Below are 23635 nucleotides of genomic sequence, written 5' to 3'. Positions count from 1 at the left end.
TTCCGCCAGTCAAAAAGGGGCCCGCTTCGAGCGGGCCTTTTTTAATTAAACTCGAAGATAGACCGGAAGATGCCCGGCGCGATGACGGACAGCGGGTTGATCTGCAGGTTCGGCGACTTGGCATTGCCCTGCAGCTTGTAGGTGACGCCGATCAGGCCACGATCGCGACCGTTGCCGAGAATCGCGCCGACGATCGGGATTTCGCCGAAAATGCGGTTCAGGCCATAGGCGGGCATGAAGGTGCCGGTCATCGCCATGTTGCCGTTCTCGTTGTAGAGAGTGCCCTGGAAGGTGGTGCCGATGAGCGGACCGCGCAGCACGCCATTGCCGATCTTGAGATAGCCCTGGCCCTTCTCGATTTGCACCGACCCGCGCTCGAACTGCACACGCGACGTGTCGATGTCGCTCTTGACCGCCTGGTTGAGGCTGCGGCTGTCACCCGGCGGCGTAGTCGACACGATCGAAGCGAGCTTGGGTTCGTTCACGACCCAGAAGTTGCTGGCGTCGACCCGTCCTCGCAATGGGCCGCTTCCGTCGTCCGCCAGCGCAAGCTTTATCACGCCGCCCTGCATATGGTCATAGATGTTGAGAAAGCGCAGCAGCGCTCCCGCGTCGGCCGACTGCATCTGCAAGGTGCGCCGAGCGCCATCCGACGAATTCTGCATCGAAACCGCCCCGCCTGAACCCGTGGCCGCCTGGACACGCAATGCGTCTACCTTCGAGGCCGCGCCACTATAGCTCAGCGACACACCGGAAAGCCGCTCGCCGCCGAAGCCGGTGACGGAATTGACGTCAAGATTGACCGAGACGGGTGTGTTCCCGCCGGTCCGGCCGCTGCCGGAGCCGGCATCGGACGTGAACTGTTTGATCACCGGTCGGGCATCCAGCGCATCGCCAACAATATCGATCGCATAGCCTTTGCCCGCGCGCTTTACCGAGACTGCGACCGAGTCGCCACGGTTGAGCTGAACGGTACCGAAGCGTGCCGACGAAAAATTGCCGTCTGCCAGCGTCACCGTGCCGCCGAAGGCGAAGGACTTGCCTTCGAGCTTGAAGTCCGAAAGCGTCGAAACACCTTTGGACTTGTCCATCTTGAAGCTCGCATTGGCCGCGATGCCCGGCCCCTTGGACCAGCCGATCCAGGGAATCTCCAACCTGGCATTGGTCAGGTCGGCCGAGACGTCCTGGCTCCCGTCAGCGCCGGCCTCGAGATTCACCTTCACCATGCCCGACATGAGGTTCGAGAGTCCCGGGGCAATGGTGTCGCGCGCCTTGTCGTCGAGCACGAGCTGCACATTTCGCTTTCGTGCCGGGCCGTCCTTGCCGAGCGGCTCGACCAGCGCAATCTCCGCCGGCACGCCGTTGAGCTTGGCCTTCGCGCTGATCACCGCCCTGTTTGGCTCGATCGTGATAGTGCCGTCGGCATCGCTGACCTTGTGGCCCTGAAAGGGCTTGGCCAGGGACAGGCCGACATAATCGAGCACCACGCGCCAATCGAGCCGCTCGGACGCGATACCCTTCTGCAGAGGAATGTCGGCCTTCACATTGCCGGCAACCCTGCCGCTGAACTCGTCGGGCGACATGCCAACGAAGCGCATCGCATTGATCGGATCATAGGTCGCAAGCTCGGCCACGGCGTCGGCATCACCTGCCACATCGAGATCAAGTTCGCCGATCAAGGGCGGCCGGTTGGCTTTCTCGATCCGAAGCTTTCCATTGCTGGCATCGACGCTGCGGCCGCTGGCAAGGTAGACGGTTCCAGACGTCAGCGCGATATCGACATCATTGCCGTTGAACTCGACAACCCCGATCGCGTCGCGCACCGGCGGGATGACGCCGGTGGTGTCGAAACGCGTGCCTTCCACCTTGAACCGCCCCGAAACCTCGTCGGCCGTCAGGGGAACGCCGTTGCCCAGCCGGTTTGGAGGAACATTGAATTTGAGGGTGGCATCCGCAACGCGCCCGCCGAACAGGCGGTCCATTACCCAATTGCGCGCGCCCTTTGCCGCGAACCAGGGCCACAACTGCTTCACATGCGAAACCTGCATATCCTGAACATGGAGATCCAGCGAAACGCCCGGGGCGCCCTTGCCGGGCAGTTCGAGGGATGCTGTGCCCACGGCCTCTCCGGAGCCGCTCCTGATCGCAATCTGGTCAGCAGTCAAAACCGAGGTATCGGCATCGAATGTGCCGCCGATACGGGCCAGGAAATTGAGCGCGGGTTCGGGCGAATCCTTCGGAGCAAGTCTTGCCGCCGTGCTGACAAGCTCGAAGCGATAGACCGGCTTTTCGCCGGGCGCCCCACTGGGCGGGCGCGGGCCGAACGCGCCGTTGAATTCGAGATCCGAGCGGCCTGCGGCCACCCGCAATCGATCGATCTCAAGCTTGCCGGATCCGCCGAGCAGCGTGGCGTCCAGGTCGACCTTGCCCTTGAAGCGGTCAGAATTGCCGAGATCGAGTTCCAGATCGTCCAGCTTCAGGGAAGCAGTCAGCCTGTCGGGCTCTGCGCCGGTGCCTTCCTGGCCCGACAGGACGAGGTCCAGATTGTCAAGCGCGCTGGTGCTTTCCGCAGTTGCCGCCGTCGTCCCAAGGCGACGCTGCCAGGGCGCAGCGGCCACGGATTTTGCCGAAATATCAAGCGCAGCAATGCGCCCTGTCTCCGCATCCCGCGACGAAGATGCGGACAGCTGGAGCCTTCTGCCATCCAGATCGATATCTGCGGAGAAGACCAATTCGCCCGGACCGGCCGCCCGCAATTTTGCACGGTCGATCCTCAGCACGCGTAGCTGCTGCCCTTCGGGAAGAACGAATTCCACATTCTTCAGTTCGATCTGGCTCGTGGAGCCGACTTCGAGGGCATCGAAGCCGCGATGAACTTCGTCGAAGATCGCGCGCGCCAGCTTGTCCGGATCGATCAGCCCCTGCTCGTTCTTCAGAATGCTGGTCCAGTCGCCCTTATCGCTCATCGGCAGCGTGGAGGCGGCAAAGCGGGCGTCGGAGATCGACACGCTTCCGAGCCGGATATTGCCGCCTATGAGCGGCAGGAAACGAACGCCAAAGCGAACCGTGCCGGCTTCCACGACCGGGGTGCCGTCGGTGGTCTTGAGGCCGACATCGCGAACCTCGAGTGCTAGAAGGCTTGAGCCATCGATGGAAATGCTTGCCGGCCCCAGCGAGGCATCGATCGGGATGCCGGCAAAGGCGCCGATTGCTCTTTCGGCCTCGGCGCGCAGTGGCCCCACTCCCACCCCGGACAGGCCGACGAGATAAAGCAGCGCCACGGCAAAAAAGATCAGCAGCGCCGACGCGGCCGCCGTGCCGAACAGCATCTTTCCTGCACGCTTTCCGAACCCTACGCCTTTTCCACGAGTCTTTTCTCTCAGCGCCGAGGGGAAGGCACCGAGATCCGCGATCTCATCACGTCGGAATCGAATTTTTTCGTGTTTTTTTACGCCGTGCTCCAAACGATGTCCTGTTACAGCATATCGATCGTGGACGAATCCGCGTCCGACATTATATGTCTGGCGCTCCGCGCGTAACCTCAAACAAGGGCATTGATATGGCCGAACTTTCAACGGGGCAGGATGCTCCGGAATTCGACTTGCCACGCGATGGCGGGGGCAACTTGTCGCTTTCGGAACTGAGGGGCAAGAAAGTGGTGCTCTATTTCTACCCCAAGGACGATACCAGCGGTTGCACGACCGAGGCGATCGACTTTTCAAGGCTGAAGGCCGAATTTGAGAGCGTCGGCGCCGTGGTGGTCGGCATGTCGCCCGACAGCGTCAAGAGCCATGACAAGTTCAAGTCGAAGCACGATCTGTCGGTCGAACTGGCCTCTGACGAGGAGCGGAAGACACTGGAAGCCTACGGCGTCTGGGTCGAGAAGAGCATGTACGGCCGCAAATATATGGGCGTTGAGCGCTCCACCTTCCTCATCGGGCCGGACGGCAAGATCGCCAGGATCTGGCGCAAGGTTAAGGTGCCGGGCCACGCCAATGAAGTGCTGGAAGCCGCGCGCGCCCTCTGAGCCCGGTAGCCGCTCTGCCGAAAAGCTTTGTTAACCCTAACATTGTGTAATCGATCCAGTCGTAAGTGGCGTGGATCGGTTCAGTGAAGCAAGAAGCGACGGTTTTCGGCAGACGCAAACAGCCGCACACTATCATCATCGCTCGCGGCGACGAGATCAGGCACTTCACCATAACGCCTTGGGCCGCGTCCTTCATCGGCTCGGCCGTGGCTGCCGTAGCCATCGGCTACCTGCTCGCCACCTCCTACCTGGTTCTGCGCGACGATCTCATCGGCGCCGCAACGGCGCGCCAGGCGCGCATGCAGCAAGCCTATGAAGACCGCATTTCGGCACTGCGGGCTCAGGTGGACCGCATCACCAGCCGGCAGCTGCTCGATCAGCAACTGGTCGAAAGCAAGGTCACCGAACTGCTCGAGCGGCAGGCGCAGCTCAGCAAGCGGCACGGTCGCATCGCCCCGCTGCTCGAGAAGGCCGGCGCCACAGGCAATGAGCCGCCAGCGGCAATTCCCTTGCCCAACATCAAGCCGGAGATCCGCGCAGGCCTGAGCAGCGGAAATGGAGCACCCGTGCTGGCCCTGGCCTTCGGCGGAGCGGGAGCACAATCCGCTTCGACGCCGCCGGGCATCGCCGCGCTTGAGCAGGAAACAAGTGCCGACCGCGCGGATCGCCTTTTCGCAACCATCAACAAGTCGCTGCGCACGATCGAAAGCGAGCAACTGGAGCGCATTAATTCGCTTACGGAAAGCGCATACCAGACGGCAGACGCGATCAGTGAGGCTCTGGAGGCCGCGGGGCTCCCGGTTGACGGCGAATTCGGGCAGAGCGGCGTCGGCGGCCCGTTGATTGCGCTGGAAAGCCCCGCACTGTTCGAAACCAAGGTCAAGGAACTGGACCAGACCCTGGAGAGGCTCGACGGCGTAAAGGAAAGAGCGCGCAGGCTGCCGATTGCCAACCCGGCCCCGGGGCGCTCCATTTCCAGCACGTTCGGCGTGCGAAACGACCCGTTGCTTGGCACCCCTGCCCTGCACTCCGGCATGGATTTTCGCGCCCCGGAAGGCTCGGATGCACGCGCAACGGCTGCCGGCGTCGTGGTCAAGGCCGGCTGGAACAGCGGCTACGGACGCATGGTAGAGATCGACCACGGCGACGGCCTTTCCACGCGCTATGCGCATCTCAGCCGCATCAAAGTCAGGACAGGCCAGACAGTGGCCATTGGCGACGTGGTTGGAGCAGTCGGCAGCAGCGGCCGCTCGACGGGGCCGCATCTCCATTATGAGGTGCGGCGCAACGGCGAAGCGGTCAACCCGCTGCGCTTCCTGAAGCTCGGTAAAGAGGTCGGGCGCTATCTTTGAGTTAGCCCCACCCACGGCTCACGGCCCAGTGAAAGCAATCGGCGTCGTGTTCAGATCGCCGAGTTGAGGCTTGCCTCGATATAGGCCTGGCGAAGGCGTGTCGCGACTGCGCCCGGCTCTCCGCTGCCCAGCACGGTCCCGTCGATCTCCACCACCGGACAGACGAAGCCAGTAGCCGAAGTGGTGAACGCCTCGGCGGCCTTCAGCGCCTCCTCGACCGTAAACGGGCGCTCCTCCACCTTCATTTGCAGCTCACGCGCACATTCAAGAACGGCAGCACGGGTGATGCCGGCCAATATGTCGCTGGACAGGTCGCGCGTGACGATCGTGCCTTCCCGCGTCACGATATAGGCGTTGTTGGAGGTGCCTTCGGTGACCATGCCGTCCTGCACGAACCAGGCGTCGTCTACGCCGCGTGCATGGGCTTCCATCTTTGCCATCGACGCGTAGAGCAACTGAACCGTCTTGATGTCGCGCCGGCCCCAGCGAAGGTCGTCGACCGTGACCACGCGCGCGCCGCGCCTGGCCTCCGCGTTCTCCAGCAGAGACCGCGCCTGCGTGAACAGGACAAGTGTCTGCGGCGTGGACTTGGGGAAGAGGAACTGCCGGTCGGCGGCCCCGCGCGTGATCTGCAGATAGACGAGGCCCTCCACCAGCGAGTTCTTCTCCACCAGCGCCCGATGAATTGCCAAAAGCTCTTCGTCGGAACAGGGCATTTCCAGCGCCAGCTCGTTGAGCGAGCGTCGCAGGCGGCGCAGATGCCCGGCAAAATCGATCAGCTTTCCGTTAAGGACCGAGGTTACCTCGTAAACACCGTCAGCGAAGAGGAAACCTCGATCGAATACGGAAATCCTGGCCTCGGTTTCGGCCACATAGCTCCCGTTCACATAGACTGTGCGTTCCATAGACTCACTCGCTGACGATGATCCTGCTGGAAAACTAGAACAACAGATGGCCGGAGGGAATGATCTGCTCGCGGCAAGGCCATGACGAGCGGCGGCATCATCGGTGACGCCGCCGCCAAATTCTCTGACACCGCTTGACCTACTCGCTGTTGGATCCCGAGGCACCTACCTGCGTGACCGACGGCGGCGACCACCTGCCGGTGAGCGCATCAGACCGAGGAGCGTATAGCCGCATTGTCAGGTTGAACGGGCCCTTCGGTGCGGGCAGCCAGTTGGCTTCCTTGTCCTGACCGGGGCTTTCGTTCTGGAAATAGAGGTCCAGCGAGCCATCCTCATTGTGCTTGAATGGCATCCAGCTGCTGACGGCAAAGCGATTGAGCGGATTTGCCACCTGATAGCCATCGCTGTCGTAGAGCGTGATCGACCAGAAGGCATCAACCGGTGGCGCGGCGCCCTTGTCGAAGTGAATAGTATAATTGTTCGCGCCATCCAGTGGCTTGCCGGTGTTGTCGGCCAGGTTCAGCGGGTAAATTGCATCCTCGGGCAGGTTCGCGCCGAGGCCGAACTGGGCGACGATGGCACGCTTGAGATAGTAGTTGCCGTAGACGCCCATCGTGTCAGTGTTCATGGACCAGCCATTCACGACGCGCGCCAGCGTCGGCACTTTCCAAGCCATCAATTGCTGCGCATCCTTGGGCGCGCTCTCAAGGGCGGTACGAACCGCGGGATCGAGCTTCCCGAAGTCAAAGCTCTTGCCGGGTTCGATGCCGATCTTCCTTATCTGCGCGATAATCGGCTGGTCGGTGACGTGAGGCGGAACCTCTTTGAGAAGCTCGGCCGCGTGCGTGAAGTACTTTTCGGCCGACATCGTGTCGACCTGGACCTTCGGCGGCGTGTTCATGTCGACGTTGGGATCGATCTTTCCTTCGACCGGCTTGTCGGTCTTGTTCCATCCCGAAAGCGGGGTGATCTTGAAGCCCGCCTGGATCTTGTGGACAGCGTCGTAGTCCTGCGGCCCGTCTGTCTTTGTCCGGCCGATGATCCAGACCACCGGCGTCGGCGCCGCGATATGCTGGATGTCCTTCGGCAGTTTGAACTCTGCGATCACTTCTCTCAGGTTCGGGCGCCAGCCGGGCGGCGTGACCAGGAAGTTTCCTTCCCTGGTGCCTGTCGTGCGCCAACCGGGCGAAGCGAACACGTCGGTCCACATATCGAGCATCGGCAGGAGATAGTACCTCCCCCCGGTGTCAGGCACGGAAACGATCATCGGCTCCTTCGCCAGATCCAGCCAGGCAACTGAGTAGAGCGTATCGAAATTGGGGCGCACCACGGTCCTCATATCGGCGGGCGGGTATGTGGGCACGTTGGCGAACGTGTTCATCGGCGCCTTGCCGAGTTCCGTCGGGTGTTCGACGTTGACGGACTGCTGCCGTGTCACGTCCATCGTGATCAGGGGATAAAAGTAGAGGTAGGCATCGACCGCGATGGCGTGGGCCTCCTCTTCGGTGACGCTGTCTTGCGCGCTGGCGGACACAGCCAGCAAAGCGAGCGAGCCGGCCAAGACCAGCCCGGAAAGAACAATGCTCTTCATGGCAACGCTCCCTGTTCGGGTTCGCGCAGAAACTATCATGGCGGGTCGGGAGCACTTTTGAGTCGGGTCAAAAAGCGTTCGCTGCACGAAAATGTGTAGCCCGCCGGACAAGCGGCTAATCGCCTTCCCTACCCGGCGGCCAGATCGGCGGTGCTACGCTCTCCACGGATGACGACGCGTTCGGGCGTAAGCAGCCGCAACAGGCCGTCTTCGCCAACCGCGAGGCGGTGAATGTAGAAGGCGGTGTCGACTGCGTCGGGATGCATGACCGGAGACGGGGCCGAGACGATTGGCAGCCCGCCGCATTCGCCGATCCAATCGATATGACGATGCCCGTGCATGAGGATGGCTTTGCCCGAAAGGGACTGCATGCGGCGCACGAACCACTTGCCGTTGATCAGCGCGGTGCCGATGCGTTCGGAGAGTTTCTTGGCCGCCCAGGGATACTCGACCACATGGTGGTGCAATGCCACGATCCAGCAGGCATCCGGATATTCGGCGCTGGCGATTTCGATGCCGCGCATCTGTCCAGCCGAGATCATGCCTAACGCATTGGTGAAGGAAAAGTGCGTATCGGCATTCGAGTTCAGCAGGATTATCCCCAGCGGCTCGCCAGGACGCGGCGGCACGACCATCGGAAACGCTCTTGCCCAGACTTCCGGTATCGTGTTGGAGAGCCGCGGCCTGGCCTCGTCGGCAAATATGCTCATTTCGGCGATATGCGGCTGCAGGGCGTCCTCAAGGGTGGGGCCGAGGCTGCCCTTCTCCAAATCCACTACATGGGCTCGTTTCCCCTGAAGGGAAATCATGGCGGACAAGGCGCGGATCTGGCGCAATCGCCGGTTCGGGCTGGTCGGAAGGTCCATGCGCGCCGGGTTGGCGCGATCGACGATGTTGAGATCGTGGTTGCCGGGCAGCATCAGGACCCGGTCGACCAGGCGAGGATGCGCGGCAACGGCATCGAGGAATTCGGCCCACTCCGTCGATACGCCGGCATCGGTCATGTCGCCGGTGATCAGGATCGCGTCGAGCCGCTCGGCCGCGTCGATTTCGTCTAGCCGGTTCAGGATTCTTTTCAGCCGATCGTTGCCGCGCGCGCCCGCTCTGCCGCTCTCGATGCGGAAGCCGTAGCGTTCGCCCACGACATGCACGTCCGAAAGATGCGCAACGCGCCACCTGCGCGCGCCGGGAGGCGCAGTCTCGAAGCGCTCAAGGTTGCGAGGCTGGGCCATGGTGGCGTCGGCGAAGCCCCAGAACAGAGCGGCCACCGCCAGATATGCCGAGACCAGCACGATGCTGTTTGCCAGGGCAACGATCGCCACCCTACTCCAGGAGCTTATCTCGGAGATATCCGCAAAGAGGTGTGCGCTCGGCCAGGCGAGCCAACATGCCAGCAGCGCCAGGGCGCAGACCAGCACACCGGCCACCGCCGACATCACCGCGCGCAATCTGGACCGGGTAGCGGCGGTGGAATTCCGCGCGAAAAGCCTTTCGGTAAGTTGGTTCAGAGCTTCACGGAAGGCGGCATAAGCCGGTTGCACGACCACGGCGTTCAGGGACCAGAAGTTCCTCTCGGTCATGCGAAACAGCGCCCGCCAGCCGAACCAGCCAGCCGCGATGATGGCGGCTAGAACAAGCAGCGACCAGAAGCCAATGACGAGCGACGCGATCTTCACGGAGAAGGTCACGACCCAGGACGAGACGATGATTGGCGCGAGGCCAAGCAGAAGGCCGGGCACGACGAGCAGCAATATCCAGGCCAGAATGAGCTTCGGCAGGCTGATTTCCAGCAGCAGGCTTCCCGCGAGCGAAAGCAGCGAGCGGCGCTTGGGGCTGGAGGCGTCGTCTTCGATATCGCCGAAGCGGGGATCGATGATCGGGCCCGCCGCTTGTCCGGCTGTCGCTGGCTCATCTGTCATGGCAGAACCGGCCCCTGTCGAAGGTTGCACGCTACCGCAGTCAGATCGTTATTGCCCAGTACCTAGGGCGCCTTGCCCGACAAGAGGATGGCCAGCCATCGGGTAGACGGATAACGGGCGCAAAGCGAAATGACGCTGATCATGATCGGGACTCCGATGAACGCCCCGGTGATCCCCCACAGAAAGCCCCAGAAGAAGACGGCGAAGACCACCGCCAGCGGCGAAATGGCCAGCGCCGCACCTGCCACCAGCGGCTCTAGATAGTTGCCGATCAGGAACTGGATCAAGGTCAGGCCGATAACCACGAACACCACTGCCTGCCATGTGTCCAACTGGGCCATGGCAAACAGCGCCGGAAGCAGCGTCGCCACAAATGGCCCGATGAAGGGAATATAGTTCAGCGCGAAGGCGAGAAGCCCCCAACCGGCCGCGGGCTCCACCCCGGTAAGCCATGCGAAACCCCAGACCAGAATGCCGGTGAGCACGCTGAGCTGGGTTCGCACCAGCATGTAGCGGCGAAATTTGGCGCCGATTTCGGCGGCGGCGTCGAGGAGCGCAGCACCATTGTCCTTTTCGAGCGACGCAACTTTCCGGCGGATCTGGTCAACCTCCATCAATTGCAGCATCAGGAAGATGAAGACCAGAACGCCGAATCCTGCGAGTTGGTTAAGGCGCAAGGCAACCTGCTGGAACATGCGCAGCAGCCACACGGCGTCGAAACGCTCGGCGATCACGCCGGCCACGAATATGCCGTGCTCTTCGAGCCAGTCCGTCAATTGAGCATAGAGCGTCTGAAACCGCTGCACATTGTTTTGCAGCCAGACCGCGATCGAGCTCAAAGCCCAGGCCACGATGGAAGCGAAGACCAGCACGACGATGGCCGTGAGTGCGAGCGTGATAAAGAGCGCGACGCCCTTGGGGAGCCATCTCTGCAGCGCATCTTGCAGGGGCCAGACGATGGCCAGGATGAAGATGGCGAAAGTGATCGGCGCGAAGATAGAGCCGGCGAAATAGAGCGCTGTGGTGCCAAGGATCGCGGTACAGACCGCGAGCATGGCGCGGATCTGCCGATCCCTTGCCATGGCCATGAGCGTCGGCCCCTTGCCCGTGGGGATAAATCCTCCCATGGGATTTAGCGTACTCTGTCAAATAGTTGAGATCAACGCACCCCCGGCCCTATCCGGCCGCCGACACCGCGCGGCGGCTAGTAAAGCGGCTCGGAAAACAGCAGCTTGTCCCCGTCCATCAGCCCCTTGATCTGCAGCGTGCCATCCTTGGCGACGGCAGCGAGGATGCCGAAACTGCGTACGCGCATGTCTTGCTCTATCGCCCGCCCCTCGCCTTCCGGCAGATAAAAGCGACCGATGCCATAGTCGACGTGGACGGCGGCATCCTGGTCAAGCGACCAGCCGGACAGAACGCTGCCCCGCACGTCTACCTGCCCGGCCGCCGGCGGCGCCGCGAATGCCTCGCCGAGCACGGCCGCAGTGGGGTGCCAGAAGCCATCCTCGCCCTTTTCAAGGCGCACGCGCACAGCCCCGCCATCCGCCAGCCGTGAGCCCTCAGGCCGGTTTTCGATCATCTTCACCGGCACGGTCGAGATGTCGTAGCCGAGACTGACATAATCCCCGCGCAGGAGATCGCGCGGGTCGACCGGTTCGACCTTGAGCAGGACTTCCTGCCCGTTGCGCAGGATTGCGGCGCGCGAAGCGATGATCCAGGACAGGAACCCGATCTGAAGCAGCGCAAGCACGGTCGCGGCGACTACAAGCCTGTTTCTGGACATCACGCTGCTCCCGCGCTGGCCCGGATGCGTCTTTCCACCCGGATGATGACGATGGCGATGATGCCCAGCACAGCACCCGAGGCCAGGAAGAAACCTGCCGTGCCGAGCATGGTGCTGATCGTCACGGCATAGATGAAGCAGAGTTCGAGGCCGAAGCCCGTATAGGCGACCGTGCGAAGCGCGCGGCTTTCGCGACCGGCAGAATAAAGCGCGGCCGCGATGCCGGCGAAGACGACGACGGCCGACATGGCCAGCCGCCCGGCATGATCGATCTGATTTAACTGGACCAGTGCAAGTCCGGCGAGAAAGCCGATCAGGCAATGAACCTGCAGCCGGCCTCCAAGGCGTGCCACAGCTTCCACTGGCGCCGGCCAAAGGCAAGCCAGTGCGAACAGCGCCGCCGCAACCAGTGCAAGGCCGATGCCCGTTCCCGTCACGTCGTGATGCAACGCCAACAAGCACGCATACAATATCAGCGACAGCAGGATCACGTGACGCGCCACCCGGCTCCGCGTCCAATAGGACGCAAGCCACACCACAAGCGCTATCACCGGATAGAAGTTGAGACGAAGGAGGTTGCCGTCGTCGAAACCGACGATCGCAAGCCAGGCGGCGCCGATCGCGGCTGAGGCGATGGTAAGGGGCTCAGACCGCAGCACCACCGCCGCCAGCACGGTGCCGAAGCACCAGGTCAGCATGGCTGAGCTTTCATCGCCCGGCAGGTGATACATCTGCCCGATCAGCGCGATCGAGCCCCCGAAGGCAGCGGCCGCCACCAGCCACAACGCTTCGCCAATGGCATCCTGACCGCGAGATTTCGCCACCGAGCCGCCGACATAGCCGGCAAGGATGATCGCAAACAGCCCGGCCACTCGAATAAGCCTGGGGATTTCTTCCCAATTCGCCGCTACGAGAAGAAGTATGGCAGCGCCCAGAAGCAGGGCCGCCATGACCGCCAGGATAAAACCGAAGCTGAACAGGCGGCTTTCGTTCGCCTCGACATCGCGCCCGATTGCCTCGGCCGTGGAGGCGTCTATCAGCCCCTTCTCAGCCCAGCGCGCAATGTCCCGTTTCACGCGCGACGAATAACCTGCCAATTCACTCACCCAAGCCTCTCTGCGGCAAAACGACCGCCATTCAAGCCCTTGTTGTCACAGGATTTTTAACATTCGGTCACATTTGCGCCGCAGGCACTAAAACCGATTAATGTTGCAATGCACAAAACGCATTGCTGCCATGCACCAACAGCCCTTCCAAATAGATACGGCCCAGCCTATCTACGCCTCGTAAACAGCGATTGAAGAAAACGAACCGAAGACGAGCACGAAGATGAACCTGATCCGCAATTACCGCAACTGGCGCCGCTACCGTGACACCGTTTCCGAGCTGAGCCGCCTTTCGAACCGCGAGCTCAACGACCTCGGCATCAGCCGTGGCGACATTCCTCAGGTGGCGCGCAAGTCGATCTAATTTCCAGGCCGTCAGGCCACGTCCGTACGAAAAAGAAAGCAAGAAAAAATGAATATTCTCCGCAATTTCCGCAACTGGCGCCGCTACCGTGAAACCGTTTCCGAGCTGAGCCGCCTTTCGAACCGCGAACTCAACGATCTCGGCATCAGCCGCAGCGAAATCCACTCGGTGGCGCGCCGCTCGGTCTAACGGAATTTCGTCGGCACCTACCTCCTCCCGGGTTCCGACGAATAAGGTCAGCGTTCATCCTCCTCCCGATCGCTGACCACCCTAACGGCACCCGCCGAACCTCCTCCCTCGGCGGGTGCTGTCTCCAGGGTTTCGCCCCCTTAAAACGGCGAAAGGAATTTCGTCGGCGCCTACCTCCTCCCGGGCTCCGACGAATAAGGTCAGCGTTCATCCTCCTCCCGATCGCTGACCGCCTCTAACGGCACCCGCCGAACCTCCTCCCTCGGCGGGTGCTGTTCTTTCCAGGGCCTTCGCACCCTCAAAATGGCGAAAGGAATTTCGTCGGCGCCTACCTCCTCCCGGGCTCCCACGAATAAGGTCAGCGTTCATCCTCCTCCCGATCGCTGACCACTCTACCGACACCCGCCGGATCTCCTCCCCCGGCGGGTGTTGTCGTTTCCGGACAAGGCAGTTCCGATTGATTTCCTCTGCCGAGCAGCCTATTTCCCGAGCATGACAATCAAACCTTTGCACATTATCGGCGGCGGTCTTGCAGGCTCGGAAGCGGCCTGGCAGGCGGCGCAGGCCGGCGTACCCGTCATCCTCCACGAGATGCGCCCCGTGCGGGGCACCGACGCCCACAAGACGGACGGCCTGGCCGAGCTGGTCTGCTCCAACTCGTTCCGTTCCGACGACGCGCAGGCCAACGCTGTGGGGCTGCTGCACGCCGAGATGCGCCTCGCCGACTCCTTGATCATGCGGTCGGCCGATGCCCATCAGGTGCCGGCCGGCGGCGCGCTCGCGGTGGATCGTGACGGGTTTTCCGCGGCCGTCACCGCAACGCTCGAGGCCCATCCGCTGATCACCATCCAGCGCGAGGAAATCACCGGCCTGCCGCCGGAAGAATGGGAGCAGGCGATCATCTCCACCGGGCCGCTCACCGCGCCGTCGCTGGCCGACGCCATTGCCCAGCGCACCGGCGCCGATGCGCTCGCCTTCTTCGACGCCATCGCCCCGATCGTCTATTTCGAAACGATCGACATGAACACCTGCTGGTTCCAGTCGCGCTACGACAAGGTCGGCCCCGGCGGCACCGGCAAGGACTACATCAATTGCCCCATGGACAAGGCGCAGTACGAGGCATTCGTGCAGGCGCTGATCGATGGCGGCAAGACCGAGTTCAAGCAGTGGGAAGGCACGCCCTATTTCGATGGCTGCCTGCCTATCGAGATCATGGCCGAGCGCGGCGTGGAGACGCTGCGGCACGGCCCGATGAAGCCGATGGGCCTGACCAACCCGCACAACCCGACGGTGAAGGCCTATGCCGTCGTCCAGCTCCGGCAGGACAATGCGCTGGGCACGCTCTACAACATGGTCGGCTTCCAGACGAAGCTGAAATACGCCGAGCAGACGCGCATCTTCCGCATGATTCCCGGCCTGGAGAACGCCGACTTCGCGCGCCTGGGCGGGCTGCACCGCAACACCTACATCAACTCCCCGACGCTGCTCGACCCGACGCTGCAACTCAAGGGCCGCCCCGGCCTGCGTTTTGCCGGCCAGATCACCGGCTGCGAGGGCTATGTCGAATCGGCCGCCGTAGGCCTGCTGGCCGGACGCTTCGCAGCCGCCGAAATTCTCGGAGGCGAGATTGCGACGCCGCCGGCCACCACTGCGTTCGGAGCCCTGCTCAACCACATCACGGGCGGGCACATCGTGTCCGATGACGAGCCAGGCAAGCGCTCATTCCAACCCATGAATGTGAATTTCGGCCTGTTCCCGCCGGTCGAGGCACCGAAGGTGGAAGGCAAGCGGCTGCGCGGCAAGGACAAGACCGTGGCCAAGCGCCATGCGATCACCGCGCGCGCGCTGGCCGATTGCCGTGCATGGCTGGGCATTGCCCCCGAGGCGCAGGCTGCCGAATAGCAGCCGCCTCACCGAACCCCGGTCAAATGGAAACGCGCCCGCCTTCGGCGGGCGTTTTCATTCGGCGGGCGCGACGCCACCGGGCAGCCCGGGCTTGCCCGCCTCCTTCGGATTCCGCCGCACATAGTCGGCCTTCAGATGCTCCGAAGTCTTGCGCGATCCATCATGGCTCCAGCCGGGCGGCTGGAACAGGTAACCAAGGCGCTGGCGCAACGTCAGCCCCGGCGCAAGCGCATCACGGAACATGCCGATCCACTCGTGGAAGGCCACCTTCACCGGGTTGAAGGTGCCGATGTTCCTGACGATGCCATAGCGCGGCTGGTCCTCCGGCAATTCCTCCACGAAGGTTCCGAACATGCGATCCCAGATGATCAGCGTGCCGGCATAGTTCGCGTCGAGATAGCGCGGATTGGTGGCGTGGTGGACGCGGTGGTGCGAGGGGGTGTTGAAGATGTACTCGAACCAGCCCCACATCCGGCCGATGGTCTCGGTGTGGATCCAGAACTGCCAGACCAGGTTGAAACCGAAGACGAAGGCGATCACCGCCGGGTGGAAGCCAAGCAGCACCAGCGGCACCTGCAGCACGAACATGCCGGTGAACAGGCCGGTCCAGCTCTGCCGCAGCGCCGTGGACAGATTGTAGTGCTGGCTGGAGTGATGATTGACGTGCTCGGCCCACACCCAGCGCACGCGGTGAGCGATGCGGTGATACCAGTAGTAGCGCAGGTCATCGAGCAGGAAGGCTGCAACGAACACCCAGACCGACAGGCCGAGATTGAAAAAGCGGAACTGCCACACCCACATCAGCGCGGTATAGGAGACCACGCCGAGCAGCAGGCCGGCGACGACGTTTCCGGTGCCCATCATCAGGCTGGTCAGGGTGTCGCGCGTTTCGAACGCACCTTTTGCCCGGCCCGTGCGCACCAGCCAGAGTTCGATCAGGATCGCGGCCACGAAAAAGGGAATGGCGAGTTGCGTGACCTGCGGGAAATCGTAGCTTTCCATCGTCATGCCTCCACACGGTCGCGACGGGCAAGCTGAAGCCCCTGCAGCACAGCGCCTGCATCCTGGTCCTCGGCGAATGCGAATCTCCCGCCACTCCAGGTAAAATCCCTGAAACGGATCGACACCACGCCCGGGCCGGCGTGCAAGGCCGAGGCAACCTCCTGGGGCGTAATTATGCGCGTCAGGAAACGATCGCCGAATGTCTGGACGATGCCGGTGCGGCCGCCGTCGAGTTCCATGAAGGCTGTACGCCGGTCGGCGGTGAGGCGAACTGTGCGGATAGCCTCGTCTGGAAAATCCTGGTGAAAATGGCGAACCGCATCTTCGGCGCCTTCGAGCGTCGCCAATCTGCTGCCGCCGGTGAGATGCACCGCGACGACGCAAAGGCTGATCCCGACAACCACAATGGCGACGAGGACAGGCAGGCTCATGAGCCGATTCTCCACCCGACCGCCGCCTCCCCTCCTCCAGGCAGGCAGCAACGGCAAAGAACTAGCACGCCTTACGTTTACGTCAAATGATTCGGCTTCCAGCCGCGGGCGGCGTGGCGAAACAGGATCGCATGCCGGTACCAGGCAGATACATCCGCGTGGGCGGTCAGCGCCTTGGCGCCCATCCTGCGCAGACGGTTGAGATAGGCGCGGGTCAAGGCCACGGGCAGATAGGCCGGCCGCAGGGAAACAGGGATCTCGGCTGCGCCGCGGTCGAAGGCGGAAAGATGCTCCTCCGCGAGCGCGATCATGGCCGCCAGGGCACCTGCCATCCCTGCGCCGCCATCGCCGGTGACAAATTCTTCCGGCGAGGAGCCGACAGCGGCGAGGATCTCACGCGGCACGAAGCATTGGCCGCGAGCCCGGTGGAGCGGCAGCAATCGCAGCAGCCCGGTTATGGCCTGGGCGCAGCCGGCATGTCCGGCAAGGGTGCCGAAGGCCGGCGCAGCGGATGGGTCGAGCACCAGCGAGGCCAGCTGGATGATCGCCCCAGCAGTCTCGCCGCAATAGCCCTCGAGATCGTTCCGCGACGGCATCGGGTCGTCATAGAGATCGAAGATCCGGGCATCTAGATAGTTCTGGAAGGCGGCCTGCGGCAGGCGATAGGTGTGGATCGCGGCGACAAGTGCTTCCGCAACCGGATGGCCGGAGGCTGCCTGCGCGGTTCCGGCGGCGATCACGTCGCGCCACCATTGCAGCCGCACCTCGCCCGGCAGCGCCTCGCGGATGCGGTCGCGGACCGCGGCGATCTCGGCGTTAAAGGCATAGAGCGCAAACAGCGCCGGCCGCTTGTCCTCCGGCGCATAGAGGGCGCTGAGGTAGCGGTCGCGGTCGGCGGCCCGCACCGCCTCCATCACGATCTTGGCGTGATCATCCATGTCAGTCGACGGCAATCAGTGCGGCAGCAACGGCACGGTCTTCGGCCAGAAGCACGTTGTAGGTGCGCACCGCCGCCCCGGTCGACATCGGGTCGGCCGATATTTTCTGTTCTCGTAGTGCCGCCCTCAAGGCCTTCGGCAGCGGGCGCAGCTCGCTGCCGGTTCCAACAAGCAGGATCTGGATTTCGGCCGCTTCCGCCAGCACCCGTGCGAAATCTTCGGCCACGAGCGCCAGCGGGTCAGCTGGTTCCCATCCATAGATGCCTGAGGGCAGGCACAGAAGGGAGCCGCGATGCGACATGTCGGCAAAGCGAAAGCCGCCATTGCCATAAGCCTCGATAGGGGCGCGACCGGGAAAATGCGCCTCTCGTATCTCGATCCCTGCCATGGCTGTCTTTCAACGGCTCCTGAAAGAGCCCGCCCGAAGGCGGTTACTTCTTGGCGTTCTGGTTGGCGACCGGCTCGCCCTTGACGCGCACGTCGGCGATGGTCGACCGCAGCGCGGTGACCTTCAGGCCGTTGCCGAGATCGACTTCCAGTTCGTTGTCGTCAACCACCTTGGTGACCTTGCCGACGAGACCGCCGCCGGTCACCACCGTGTCGCCGCGCCGGATAGCCGTCAGCATTTCGCCGCGCTTCTTGAGCTGCTGGCGCTGCGGCCGGATGATCAGGAAGTACATGATCACGAAAATCAGGACGAACGGCAGGACGCTGATAAGCATATCGGGGGAAGCGCCAGTGGTGCCTTGGGCGTATGCCGGTGTCACGAACATCAAAAACTCCTGGAAATGGACGGATAGCTCGCAACGAGCCCCCTGGTGAAAGCTGCGCGGAATATAGTGGCTGGAGCGACCTTTGCAACTGCGTTGGCACAGTGCCCCCCTGCTTTCCCGGCCTGTTCGACCGTGTTAGAGGCACTGGGCAACCGTTTGCTTTCGAATACGGAAAACAGGATGAGCGACAAGACCATCGAAGCACTGACCCGAAAGCTCGACCTCCTGATCGAGGCAGTCAGCCGCCTGGCGCCAGCGCAAACGCCGCAAAGCGACTTCGACGCGGCAGACTGCTTTGTCTGGGACGCCGAGCGCGGTTTTCTTGAGCCTGTCCAGCGCGTCAACCGCGTGGACATCGGCCTCATCCGGGGCGTCGACCGCGTGCGCGACATTCTGGTGGACAATACGGAACGGTTTGCCGCCGGCCTTCCGGCCAACAACGTGCTGCTGTGGGGCGCGCGGGGCATGGGCAAGTCCTCGCTGGTCAAGTCAAGCCACGCCGCAATCAACGCCTCAGGGAAGAGCGAAGCGCCGCTCAAGCTCATCGAGATACACCGCGAGGATATCGACACGCTGCCCAGGCTGATGGCGCAACTGAAGGCCTCGTTCCATCGTTTCATCCTCTTCTGCGACGATCTTTCGTTCGATCATGACGACACGTCCTACAAGTCGCTGAAGGCCGCACTGGAAGGCGGCGTGGAGGGCCGGCCGGCCAACGTGATCTTCTACGCGACTTCGAACCGGCGGCATCTTTTGCCGCGCGACATGATCGACAACGAGCGTTCGACCGCCATCAACCCCTCCGAAGCGGTCGAGGAAAAGGTTTCGCTTTCGGACCGATTCGGCCTCTGGCTAGGCTTCCACAAATGCTCGCAGGACGAATATCTCGAAATGGTCGACGGCTATGTCCGCTATCACGGGCTGAACATCGATCCCGAGACGTTGCGTGCCGAAGCGCTGGAGTGGGCGACCACTCGCGGCAGCCGCTCCGGCCGCGTCGCCTGGCAGTTCATCCAGGATCTGGCTGGGCGTTTGGGCCAGCCGCTGAAGGATTGATAGCGCCTCGCTCCTGACCGGCGCTTGACCTTCTGGAAAAAAGGAAACCCGCCCCAAAAGGGCGGGTTCGTCATTTTGATCGATCCGGCCCGCTGCTCTATTCGAGATAAGTCGACGGATTGACCGGCGTAGAGTTCTTGCGCACCTCGAAGTGAAGTCTCGGCGAATCGGTGTTTCCGCTCATGCCCGAGAGCGCGATTTCCTGGCCACGCTTGACCGTCTGGCCACGCGACACCTTGAGTTCGCTGGCGTGGCCGTAGACAGTGACCAAGCCGTTCTCGTGCCGCACCAGAACGGTGTTTCCGAATTCCTTCAGCCCGTCACCGGCATAGATGACCACGCCGTTCTCGGCCGCCTTGACGGGCGTGCCCTGCGGCACCTGAATGTCGATGCCGTCATTGGCCTTGCCGCCGCCCTTGCCATAACCGGAAATGACGCGACCGCGCACGGGCCAGCGCATCTTGCCGATGCCTGTCGAATCAGGAGCGATCGCCGCGACCTGTTCGGCCTGCTCGATCGTCTTCTCGCTCTTGGGCGGCGTATAGGTCGCCACTTTCGGGGCTTCCGCGGCTGCCTTGGCAGGCGCCGGTGCGCTGACGGCGACAGGCTCGGGTGTTGCCGCCGCAACGGCAGTGGTGCCGCCTGCCGGTATCTTCAAGGTCTGGCCGATGCGGACGACGCCGTCGTTCAAGCCATTGGCCGACTGGAGTGCCGCGGCGCTGACCCCGGTCTTCCTGGAAATCTTGGTAAGCGTATCGCCTTCCTGGACCGTGTAGGTGCCGGATGCTGATCCGCTCGCTGCGGTCGATGCGCCCTGGTTTGCCGTCACCTTGGCTGGCTGGGGCAGCATCGCGACCTGACCGTCGGGGATTGAAAGCACCTGCGCCTTGCTGGGCTGCATCTCTGGCTTGGGAGCGGCGGAGGCCAGCGGGGCGGGGCCAGGAGCAGCCGCCCTGGCGGGTGCCGGCATGACAGGCTGGCTCGCCGGGGCGACCGAAGCGGTGGCGGCAGCCGGCTGGGTGACCGGCGGCGGAAGCGGCTGCGACGAAACCGGCGTGAGGGTGCTGCGGGTAACCGGAGCGGTTTCCGCACTGGCCAGCGGCGCAGCCTGCATGTCGCCAGGATACGGCTGGTTTTGATTCATGATCTGGCGCTGATTCGGCGTCGAGGCGGTAAAAATGTCGTCGACGCTTGCGAAGCGCGACACGTGCGAACTGCAGCCGGTCGCCATGCCTGCCAGGAGGAGGACCGCTGCACTGCGCACCAAAACGCGTTCATTCTTGGCTAACATACTGAACCGCATCGCAATAACCCGCATACCCGACCCAAACTTCGGCATGATTAAAGCGCGTTAATCTTACCGGGCGGTTAAGAATTGGCCGGCCTTGCCGAAGCCGTCGCAATCTGACACACCAACGCCTGGTCAGTGCCGCGACGGAATGCGGATGGCACCGGCCAGAAACCCGCGCAAAACGGGCTGCTGCGCGTCTGAAGCGTTGGCGATTTTGGAGATTGTGAATTCCGGTCAGATCGCCGCCGCCACGCCTCGGGCCATTGGCTGGAGGCGGACGACGCCGATGTCTTCCTGTTCGAATCGGCTGCCAAGCTTGCCCAGCTTGATCATCACCTGCTCGCCCTCGGGAGGTCCCAGCGGCACCGCCATGGCGCCACCACTGGAGAGCTGGTCGGCAAAATAGCGCGGCAAGCTTTCGAAGGCCGCCCAAACCACGATGCGGTCGAATGGCCCCTCGCCCGGCAGGCCGTTGGAACCGTCCGTCTGCCGCACGAACACGTTGTCGATGCCCAGCGCCTCGAAGCGCTGGCGAGCCTGCTCGACCAGCGTCTTGTAGCGGTCGACGGTAACCACCCGCGCCGCGAGCCGCGACATGACGGCGGCCGTATAGCCGGAGCCGGTTCCAATCTCGAGCACGCGACTGTTCGGCTCAATGCCCAATGCCGAAATCACCGTCGCCTGGAGATCGGCGCCTTCCATGGTCTCCCCGCATTCGATCGGAAGCATGCGGTCCGACCAGGCGATGTTTTGCCACTGCGCGGGGATGAAGGCGCGCCGGGGAGTAGCCTCGAAGGCCGTAATCAGGTCCTTCGCCACGATACCGCGGCCGCGCAATCGCAACAGGAAAGCGGCAAAAGCTTCGCGGTCCTCGCTGGCGGTGGTCATCCCAAAGCCTTCGTCAACTGGTCACGGATTTCGTGGGCGGTAAGGTCGAGCTTCAGCGGCGTGACGGACACGCGCTTGTTTCTCACCGCGTGAATGTCGGAGCCTTCCCTTACCTCGGGCGCCTCGCGACCGAAGCGCAGCCAATAGTATGGAAAGCCACGGCCGTCGGCGCGTTCATCGATCCAAAGGCTGTGCACCAGCTTGCCCTGGCTCGTCACGACCGGCGCCTCCACCTCTTCCGGCGGGCAGTTGGGGAAGTTGACGTTCAGGAACACGCCGCTCGGAAGATCGATCTGCAGCAGCTTGTCCAACAGCGCAGGCGCAAGCGTCTCGGCGGTCTCCCACGGAACGATGCGGGCCTGGTCGACCACATTATAGGCCTGGCTGAGCGCGATCGAGCGGATGCCGAGAAGCGTTCCTTCCATGGCGCCCGCCACAGTGCCCGAATAGGTCACGTCGTCGGCGAGATTCGCCCCTGAATTCACACCCGACAGGATGAGGTCCGGCGGCTCGGGCAGCACCTTGCGCACGCCCATGATGACACAATCCGTGGGCGTGCCGCGAACGGCATAGTGGCGGTCGTCGATCTTGCGCAGACGCAACGGCTCCGAGATCGACAGGGAATGCGCAAAGCCCGACTGGTCAGTCTCAGGCGCAACGACCCATACATCGTCCGACATGGTGCGGGCGATGCGCTCGAGACAGGCAAGGCCTTCGGCGTGGATGCCGTCGTCGTTGGTCAGGAGGATACGCATCAGGACCGGATTGCCTCGATCTTCTCCGCGCCGCCCATGTAAGGACGAAGAACGTCAGGAATTGTTACGCTGCCGTCCTCGTTCTGGTAGTTCTCGAGCACGGCGATGAGCGCACGGCCGACGGCGGTGCCGGAACCGTTCAGCGTATGCACGAAGCGGAGGTTCTTGTCGTCCTTGACGCGATAGCGCGCATCCATGCGCCGGGCCTGGAAGTCGCCGCAGACCGAGCAGGAAGAAATCTCGCGATAGGCGTTCTGGCCAGGCAGCCAGACTTCGATGTCATAGGTCTTGCGCGCGCCGAAACCCATGTCGCCGGTGCACAGGACGATCGTGCGGAACGGCAGTTCGAGGCGCTTCAGCACCTCTTCCGCGCACTGGGTCATGCGTTCATGCTCGGCGTTGGAACTGTCGGCGTCGGTGATGGAGACAAGCTCGACCTTGTAGAACTGGTGCTGCCGCAGCATGCCGCGGGTGTCGCGCCCGGCGGACCCGGCCTCCGAGCGGAAGCACGGCGTCAAGGCCGTCATGCGCAGAGGAAGCTGCTCCTGATGGAGGATTTCTTCGCGCACTAGGTTGGTCAGCGGCACCTCGGCGGTGGGGATGAGGCCGAGACGCCCTTCGCCGTGCGGCGTGAAGAACAGGTCTTCCTCGAACTTGGGCAGCTGGTTGGTGCCGAACAGCACTTCGTCGCGCACCAGAAGCGGCGGCTGGACCTCGGTGTAGCCGTGCTCCGTGGTGTGCATGTTGATCATGAACTGGCCGAGCGCGCGCTCGAGCCGGGCAAGCTGGCCCTTAAGGATAGTGAAGCGGCTGCCGGAGAGCTTGGCGGCGCGTTCGAAATCCATCAGGCCAAGCGCTTCGCCGATATCGAAGTGTTCCCTTACCCAGTTAGGGCGCGGCTTCACCTCGCCGACCTTGCGCAGCTCGACGTTGTCGCGCTCGTCCGCGCCGACCGGCACATCGTCCAGCGGCATGTTCGGAATGACCGCCAGGGCATCGTCAAGCGCCTTGTCGAGCTCGCGCTCGCGGGCCTCGCCGTTCTGGATGAAGGCCTTGATGTCGGCAACTTCGAGCTTGAGCTGCTCGGCCAGAGCGGAGTCGCCATTGCGCATGGCGTTGCCGATCTCGCGGGAGGCGGCATTGCGGCGCTCCTGCTTGACCTGCAGTTCGCCGAGATGCGCACGACGCATCTCGTCTTTCAGCAGCAGGTCGTCCACGGTTGCCTGCGCGGCCTCCGACGACTGGCCGCGCTTCACCAACGCATCAACGAGGGTCTTGGGGTTCTCGCGAATCCATTTGATATCAAGCATGTAACGATCCGGTCGCAGTATGAGTTAACATGGCCGCGACAGCGGAT

The 23635-nt window shown here is 63.0% G+C and carries 22 protein-coding genes; 6 read left to right on the top strand and 16 right to left on the bottom strand.

Annotated features, from left to right (window positions below; translation table 11 throughout):
* Positions 1–41 precede the first annotated feature (41 nt).
* Entirely contained in the window at positions 42–3329 is a 3288-nt protein-coding gene (locus ABLE86_RS12475) for a DUF3971 domain-containing protein (RefSeq protein ID WP_348779288.1), read from the bottom strand.
* A gap of 230 nt (positions 3330–3559) precedes the next feature.
* Here ABLE86_RS12475 and ABLE86_RS12470 point away from each other — a divergent pair, with 230 nt between their 5' ends.
* Positions 3560–4027: a peroxiredoxin gene (locus ABLE86_RS12470; RefSeq protein WP_348779287.1), complete on the top strand. Its 468-nt coding sequence runs from the start codon at positions 3560–3562 to the stop codon at positions 4025–4027.
* An 83-nt stretch (positions 4028–4110) separates the two neighbouring features.
* Positions 4111–5379 carry a peptidoglycan DD-metalloendopeptidase family protein gene (locus ABLE86_RS12465; RefSeq protein ID WP_348779286.1) on the top strand — a complete coding sequence of 423 codons (1269 nt, stop codon included), beginning with the start codon at positions 4111–4113 and terminating at the stop codon, positions 5377–5379.
* 50 nt (positions 5380–5429) lie between these two features.
* On the opposite strand, the gene ABLE86_RS12460 is transcribed toward ABLE86_RS12465, so the two are convergent.
* From ABLE86_RS12460 to ABLE86_RS12435, 6 genes are all read right to left on the bottom strand, one after another.
* Positions 5430–6284 carry a D-amino-acid transaminase gene (locus ABLE86_RS12460; RefSeq protein ID WP_348779285.1) on the bottom strand — a complete coding sequence of 285 codons (855 nt, stop codon included), beginning with the start codon at positions 6282–6284 and terminating at the stop codon, positions 5430–5432.
* 139 nt (positions 6285–6423) lie between these two features.
* On the bottom strand, positions 6424–7875 hold the full coding sequence (locus tag ABLE86_RS12455; RefSeq protein WP_348779620.1) for a DUF1254 domain-containing protein: 1452 nt from the start codon (positions 7873–7875) through the stop codon (positions 6424–6426).
* A 128-nt stretch (positions 7876–8003) separates the two neighbouring features.
* Positions 8004–9794: a metallophosphoesterase gene (locus ABLE86_RS12450; RefSeq protein ID WP_348779284.1), complete on the bottom strand. Its 1791-nt coding sequence runs from the start codon at positions 9792–9794 to the stop codon at positions 8004–8006.
* Between the two features lie 62 nt (positions 9795–9856).
* Positions 9857–10882, bottom strand: a complete 1026-nt coding sequence (locus tag ABLE86_RS12445; RefSeq protein ID WP_348779283.1) for an AI-2E family transporter — start codon at positions 10880–10882, stop codon at positions 9857–9859.
* Positions 10883–10998: 116 nt separating this feature from the next.
* Positions 10999–11583, bottom strand: coding sequence for a GDYXXLXY domain-containing protein (locus tag ABLE86_RS12440; RefSeq protein WP_348779282.1), 585 nt, complete (start codon positions 11581–11583; stop codon positions 10999–11001).
* Positions 11580–12677 (bottom strand): DUF2157 domain-containing protein, encoded by a 1098-nt coding sequence (locus tag ABLE86_RS12435; protein ID WP_348779619.1) that lies wholly within the window; start codon positions 12675–12677, stop codon positions 11580–11582. The genes ABLE86_RS12440 and ABLE86_RS12435 overlap by 4 nt, the downstream gene beginning before the upstream one ends.
* Positions 12678–12909: 232 nt before the next feature.
* Here ABLE86_RS12435 and ABLE86_RS12430 point away from each other — a divergent pair, with 232 nt between their 5' ends.
* The 3 genes from ABLE86_RS12430 (at position 12910) to trmFO (ending at position 15141) form a co-directional block, all read left to right on the top strand.
* Complete coding sequence (locus ABLE86_RS12430) at positions 12910–13050, top strand: DUF1127 domain-containing protein (RefSeq protein WP_348779281.1); 141 nt, start codon at positions 12910–12912, stop codon at positions 13048–13050.
* 48 nt (positions 13051–13098) lie between these two features.
* Positions 13099–13239, top strand: coding sequence for a DUF1127 domain-containing protein (locus ABLE86_RS12425; protein WP_348779280.1), 141 nt, complete (start codon positions 13099–13101; stop codon positions 13237–13239).
* A gap of 492 nt (positions 13240–13731) precedes the next feature.
* Positions 13732–15141: a methylenetetrahydrofolate--tRNA-(uracil(54)-C(5))-methyltransferase (FADH(2)-oxidizing) TrmFO gene (gene trmFO, locus ABLE86_RS12420; RefSeq protein ID WP_348779279.1), complete on the top strand. Its 1410-nt coding sequence runs from the start codon at positions 13732–13734 to the stop codon at positions 15139–15141.
* A 57-nt stretch (positions 15142–15198) separates the two neighbouring features.
* On the opposite strand, the gene ABLE86_RS12415 is transcribed toward trmFO, so the two are convergent.
* From ABLE86_RS12415 to yajC, 5 genes are all read right to left on the bottom strand, one after another.
* Complete coding sequence (locus ABLE86_RS12415) at positions 15199–16146, bottom strand: sterol desaturase family protein (protein WP_348779278.1); 948 nt, start codon at positions 16144–16146, stop codon at positions 15199–15201.
* A 2-nt stretch (positions 16147–16148) separates the two neighbouring features.
* Positions 16149–16577 (bottom strand): hypothetical protein, encoded by a 429-nt coding sequence (locus tag ABLE86_RS12410; protein WP_348779277.1) that lies wholly within the window; start codon positions 16575–16577, stop codon positions 16149–16151.
* 77 nt (positions 16578–16654) lie between these two features.
* A complete protein-coding gene (locus tag ABLE86_RS12405) occupies positions 16655–17515 on the bottom strand; it encodes a phytoene/squalene synthase family protein (protein WP_348779276.1) in 861 nt (286 codons plus the stop codon).
* A 1-nt stretch (position 17516) separates the two neighbouring features.
* Positions 17517–17903 (bottom strand): Mth938-like domain-containing protein, encoded by a 387-nt coding sequence (locus tag ABLE86_RS12400; RefSeq protein ID WP_348779275.1) that lies wholly within the window; start codon positions 17901–17903, stop codon positions 17517–17519.
* A 43-nt stretch (positions 17904–17946) separates the two neighbouring features.
* Positions 17947–18288, bottom strand: a complete 342-nt coding sequence (gene yajC, locus ABLE86_RS12395) for a preprotein translocase subunit YajC (protein ID WP_348779274.1) — start codon at positions 18286–18288, stop codon at positions 17947–17949.
* Between the two features lie 180 nt (positions 18289–18468).
* Between yajC and ABLE86_RS12390 the strand changes: the two genes are divergently transcribed.
* On the top strand, positions 18469–19344 hold the full coding sequence (locus ABLE86_RS12390; RefSeq protein WP_348779273.1) for an ATP-binding protein: 876 nt from the start codon (positions 18469–18471) through the stop codon (positions 19342–19344).
* A 97-nt stretch (positions 19345–19441) separates the two neighbouring features.
* Here ABLE86_RS12390 and ABLE86_RS12385 read toward each other — a convergent pair whose 3' ends face one another.
* The 4 genes from ABLE86_RS12385 to serS form a co-directional block, all read right to left on the bottom strand.
* On the bottom strand, positions 19442–20647 hold the full coding sequence (locus tag ABLE86_RS12385; protein WP_348779272.1) for a M23 family metallopeptidase: 1206 nt from the start codon (positions 20645–20647) through the stop codon (positions 19442–19444).
* Positions 20648–20869: 222 nt separating this feature from the next.
* Positions 20870–21523, bottom strand: coding sequence for a protein-L-isoaspartate(D-aspartate) O-methyltransferase (locus tag ABLE86_RS12380; protein ID WP_348779271.1), 654 nt, complete (start codon positions 21521–21523; stop codon positions 20870–20872).
* Positions 21520–22278, bottom strand: coding sequence for a 5'/3'-nucleotidase SurE (surE, locus tag ABLE86_RS12375; RefSeq protein WP_348779270.1), 759 nt, complete (start codon positions 22276–22278; stop codon positions 21520–21522). The genes ABLE86_RS12380 and surE overlap by 4 nt, the downstream gene beginning before the upstream one ends.
* A complete protein-coding gene (serS, locus tag ABLE86_RS12370; protein ID WP_348779269.1) occupies positions 22278–23588 on the bottom strand; it encodes a serine--tRNA ligase in 1311 nt (436 codons plus the stop codon). The genes surE and serS overlap by 1 nt, the downstream gene beginning before the upstream one ends.
* Positions 23589–23635: the final 47 nt, after the last annotated feature.

It is taken from the genome of Mesorhizobium sp. KR2-14 (assembly GCF_040049255.1).
Taxonomy (GTDB): Bacteria; Pseudomonadota; Alphaproteobacteria; order Rhizobiales; family Rhizobiaceae; genus Pseudaminobacter.
Note: the sequence above shows the minus strand (reverse complement) of the source record. Positions and strands in the feature narration are given on the sequence as shown.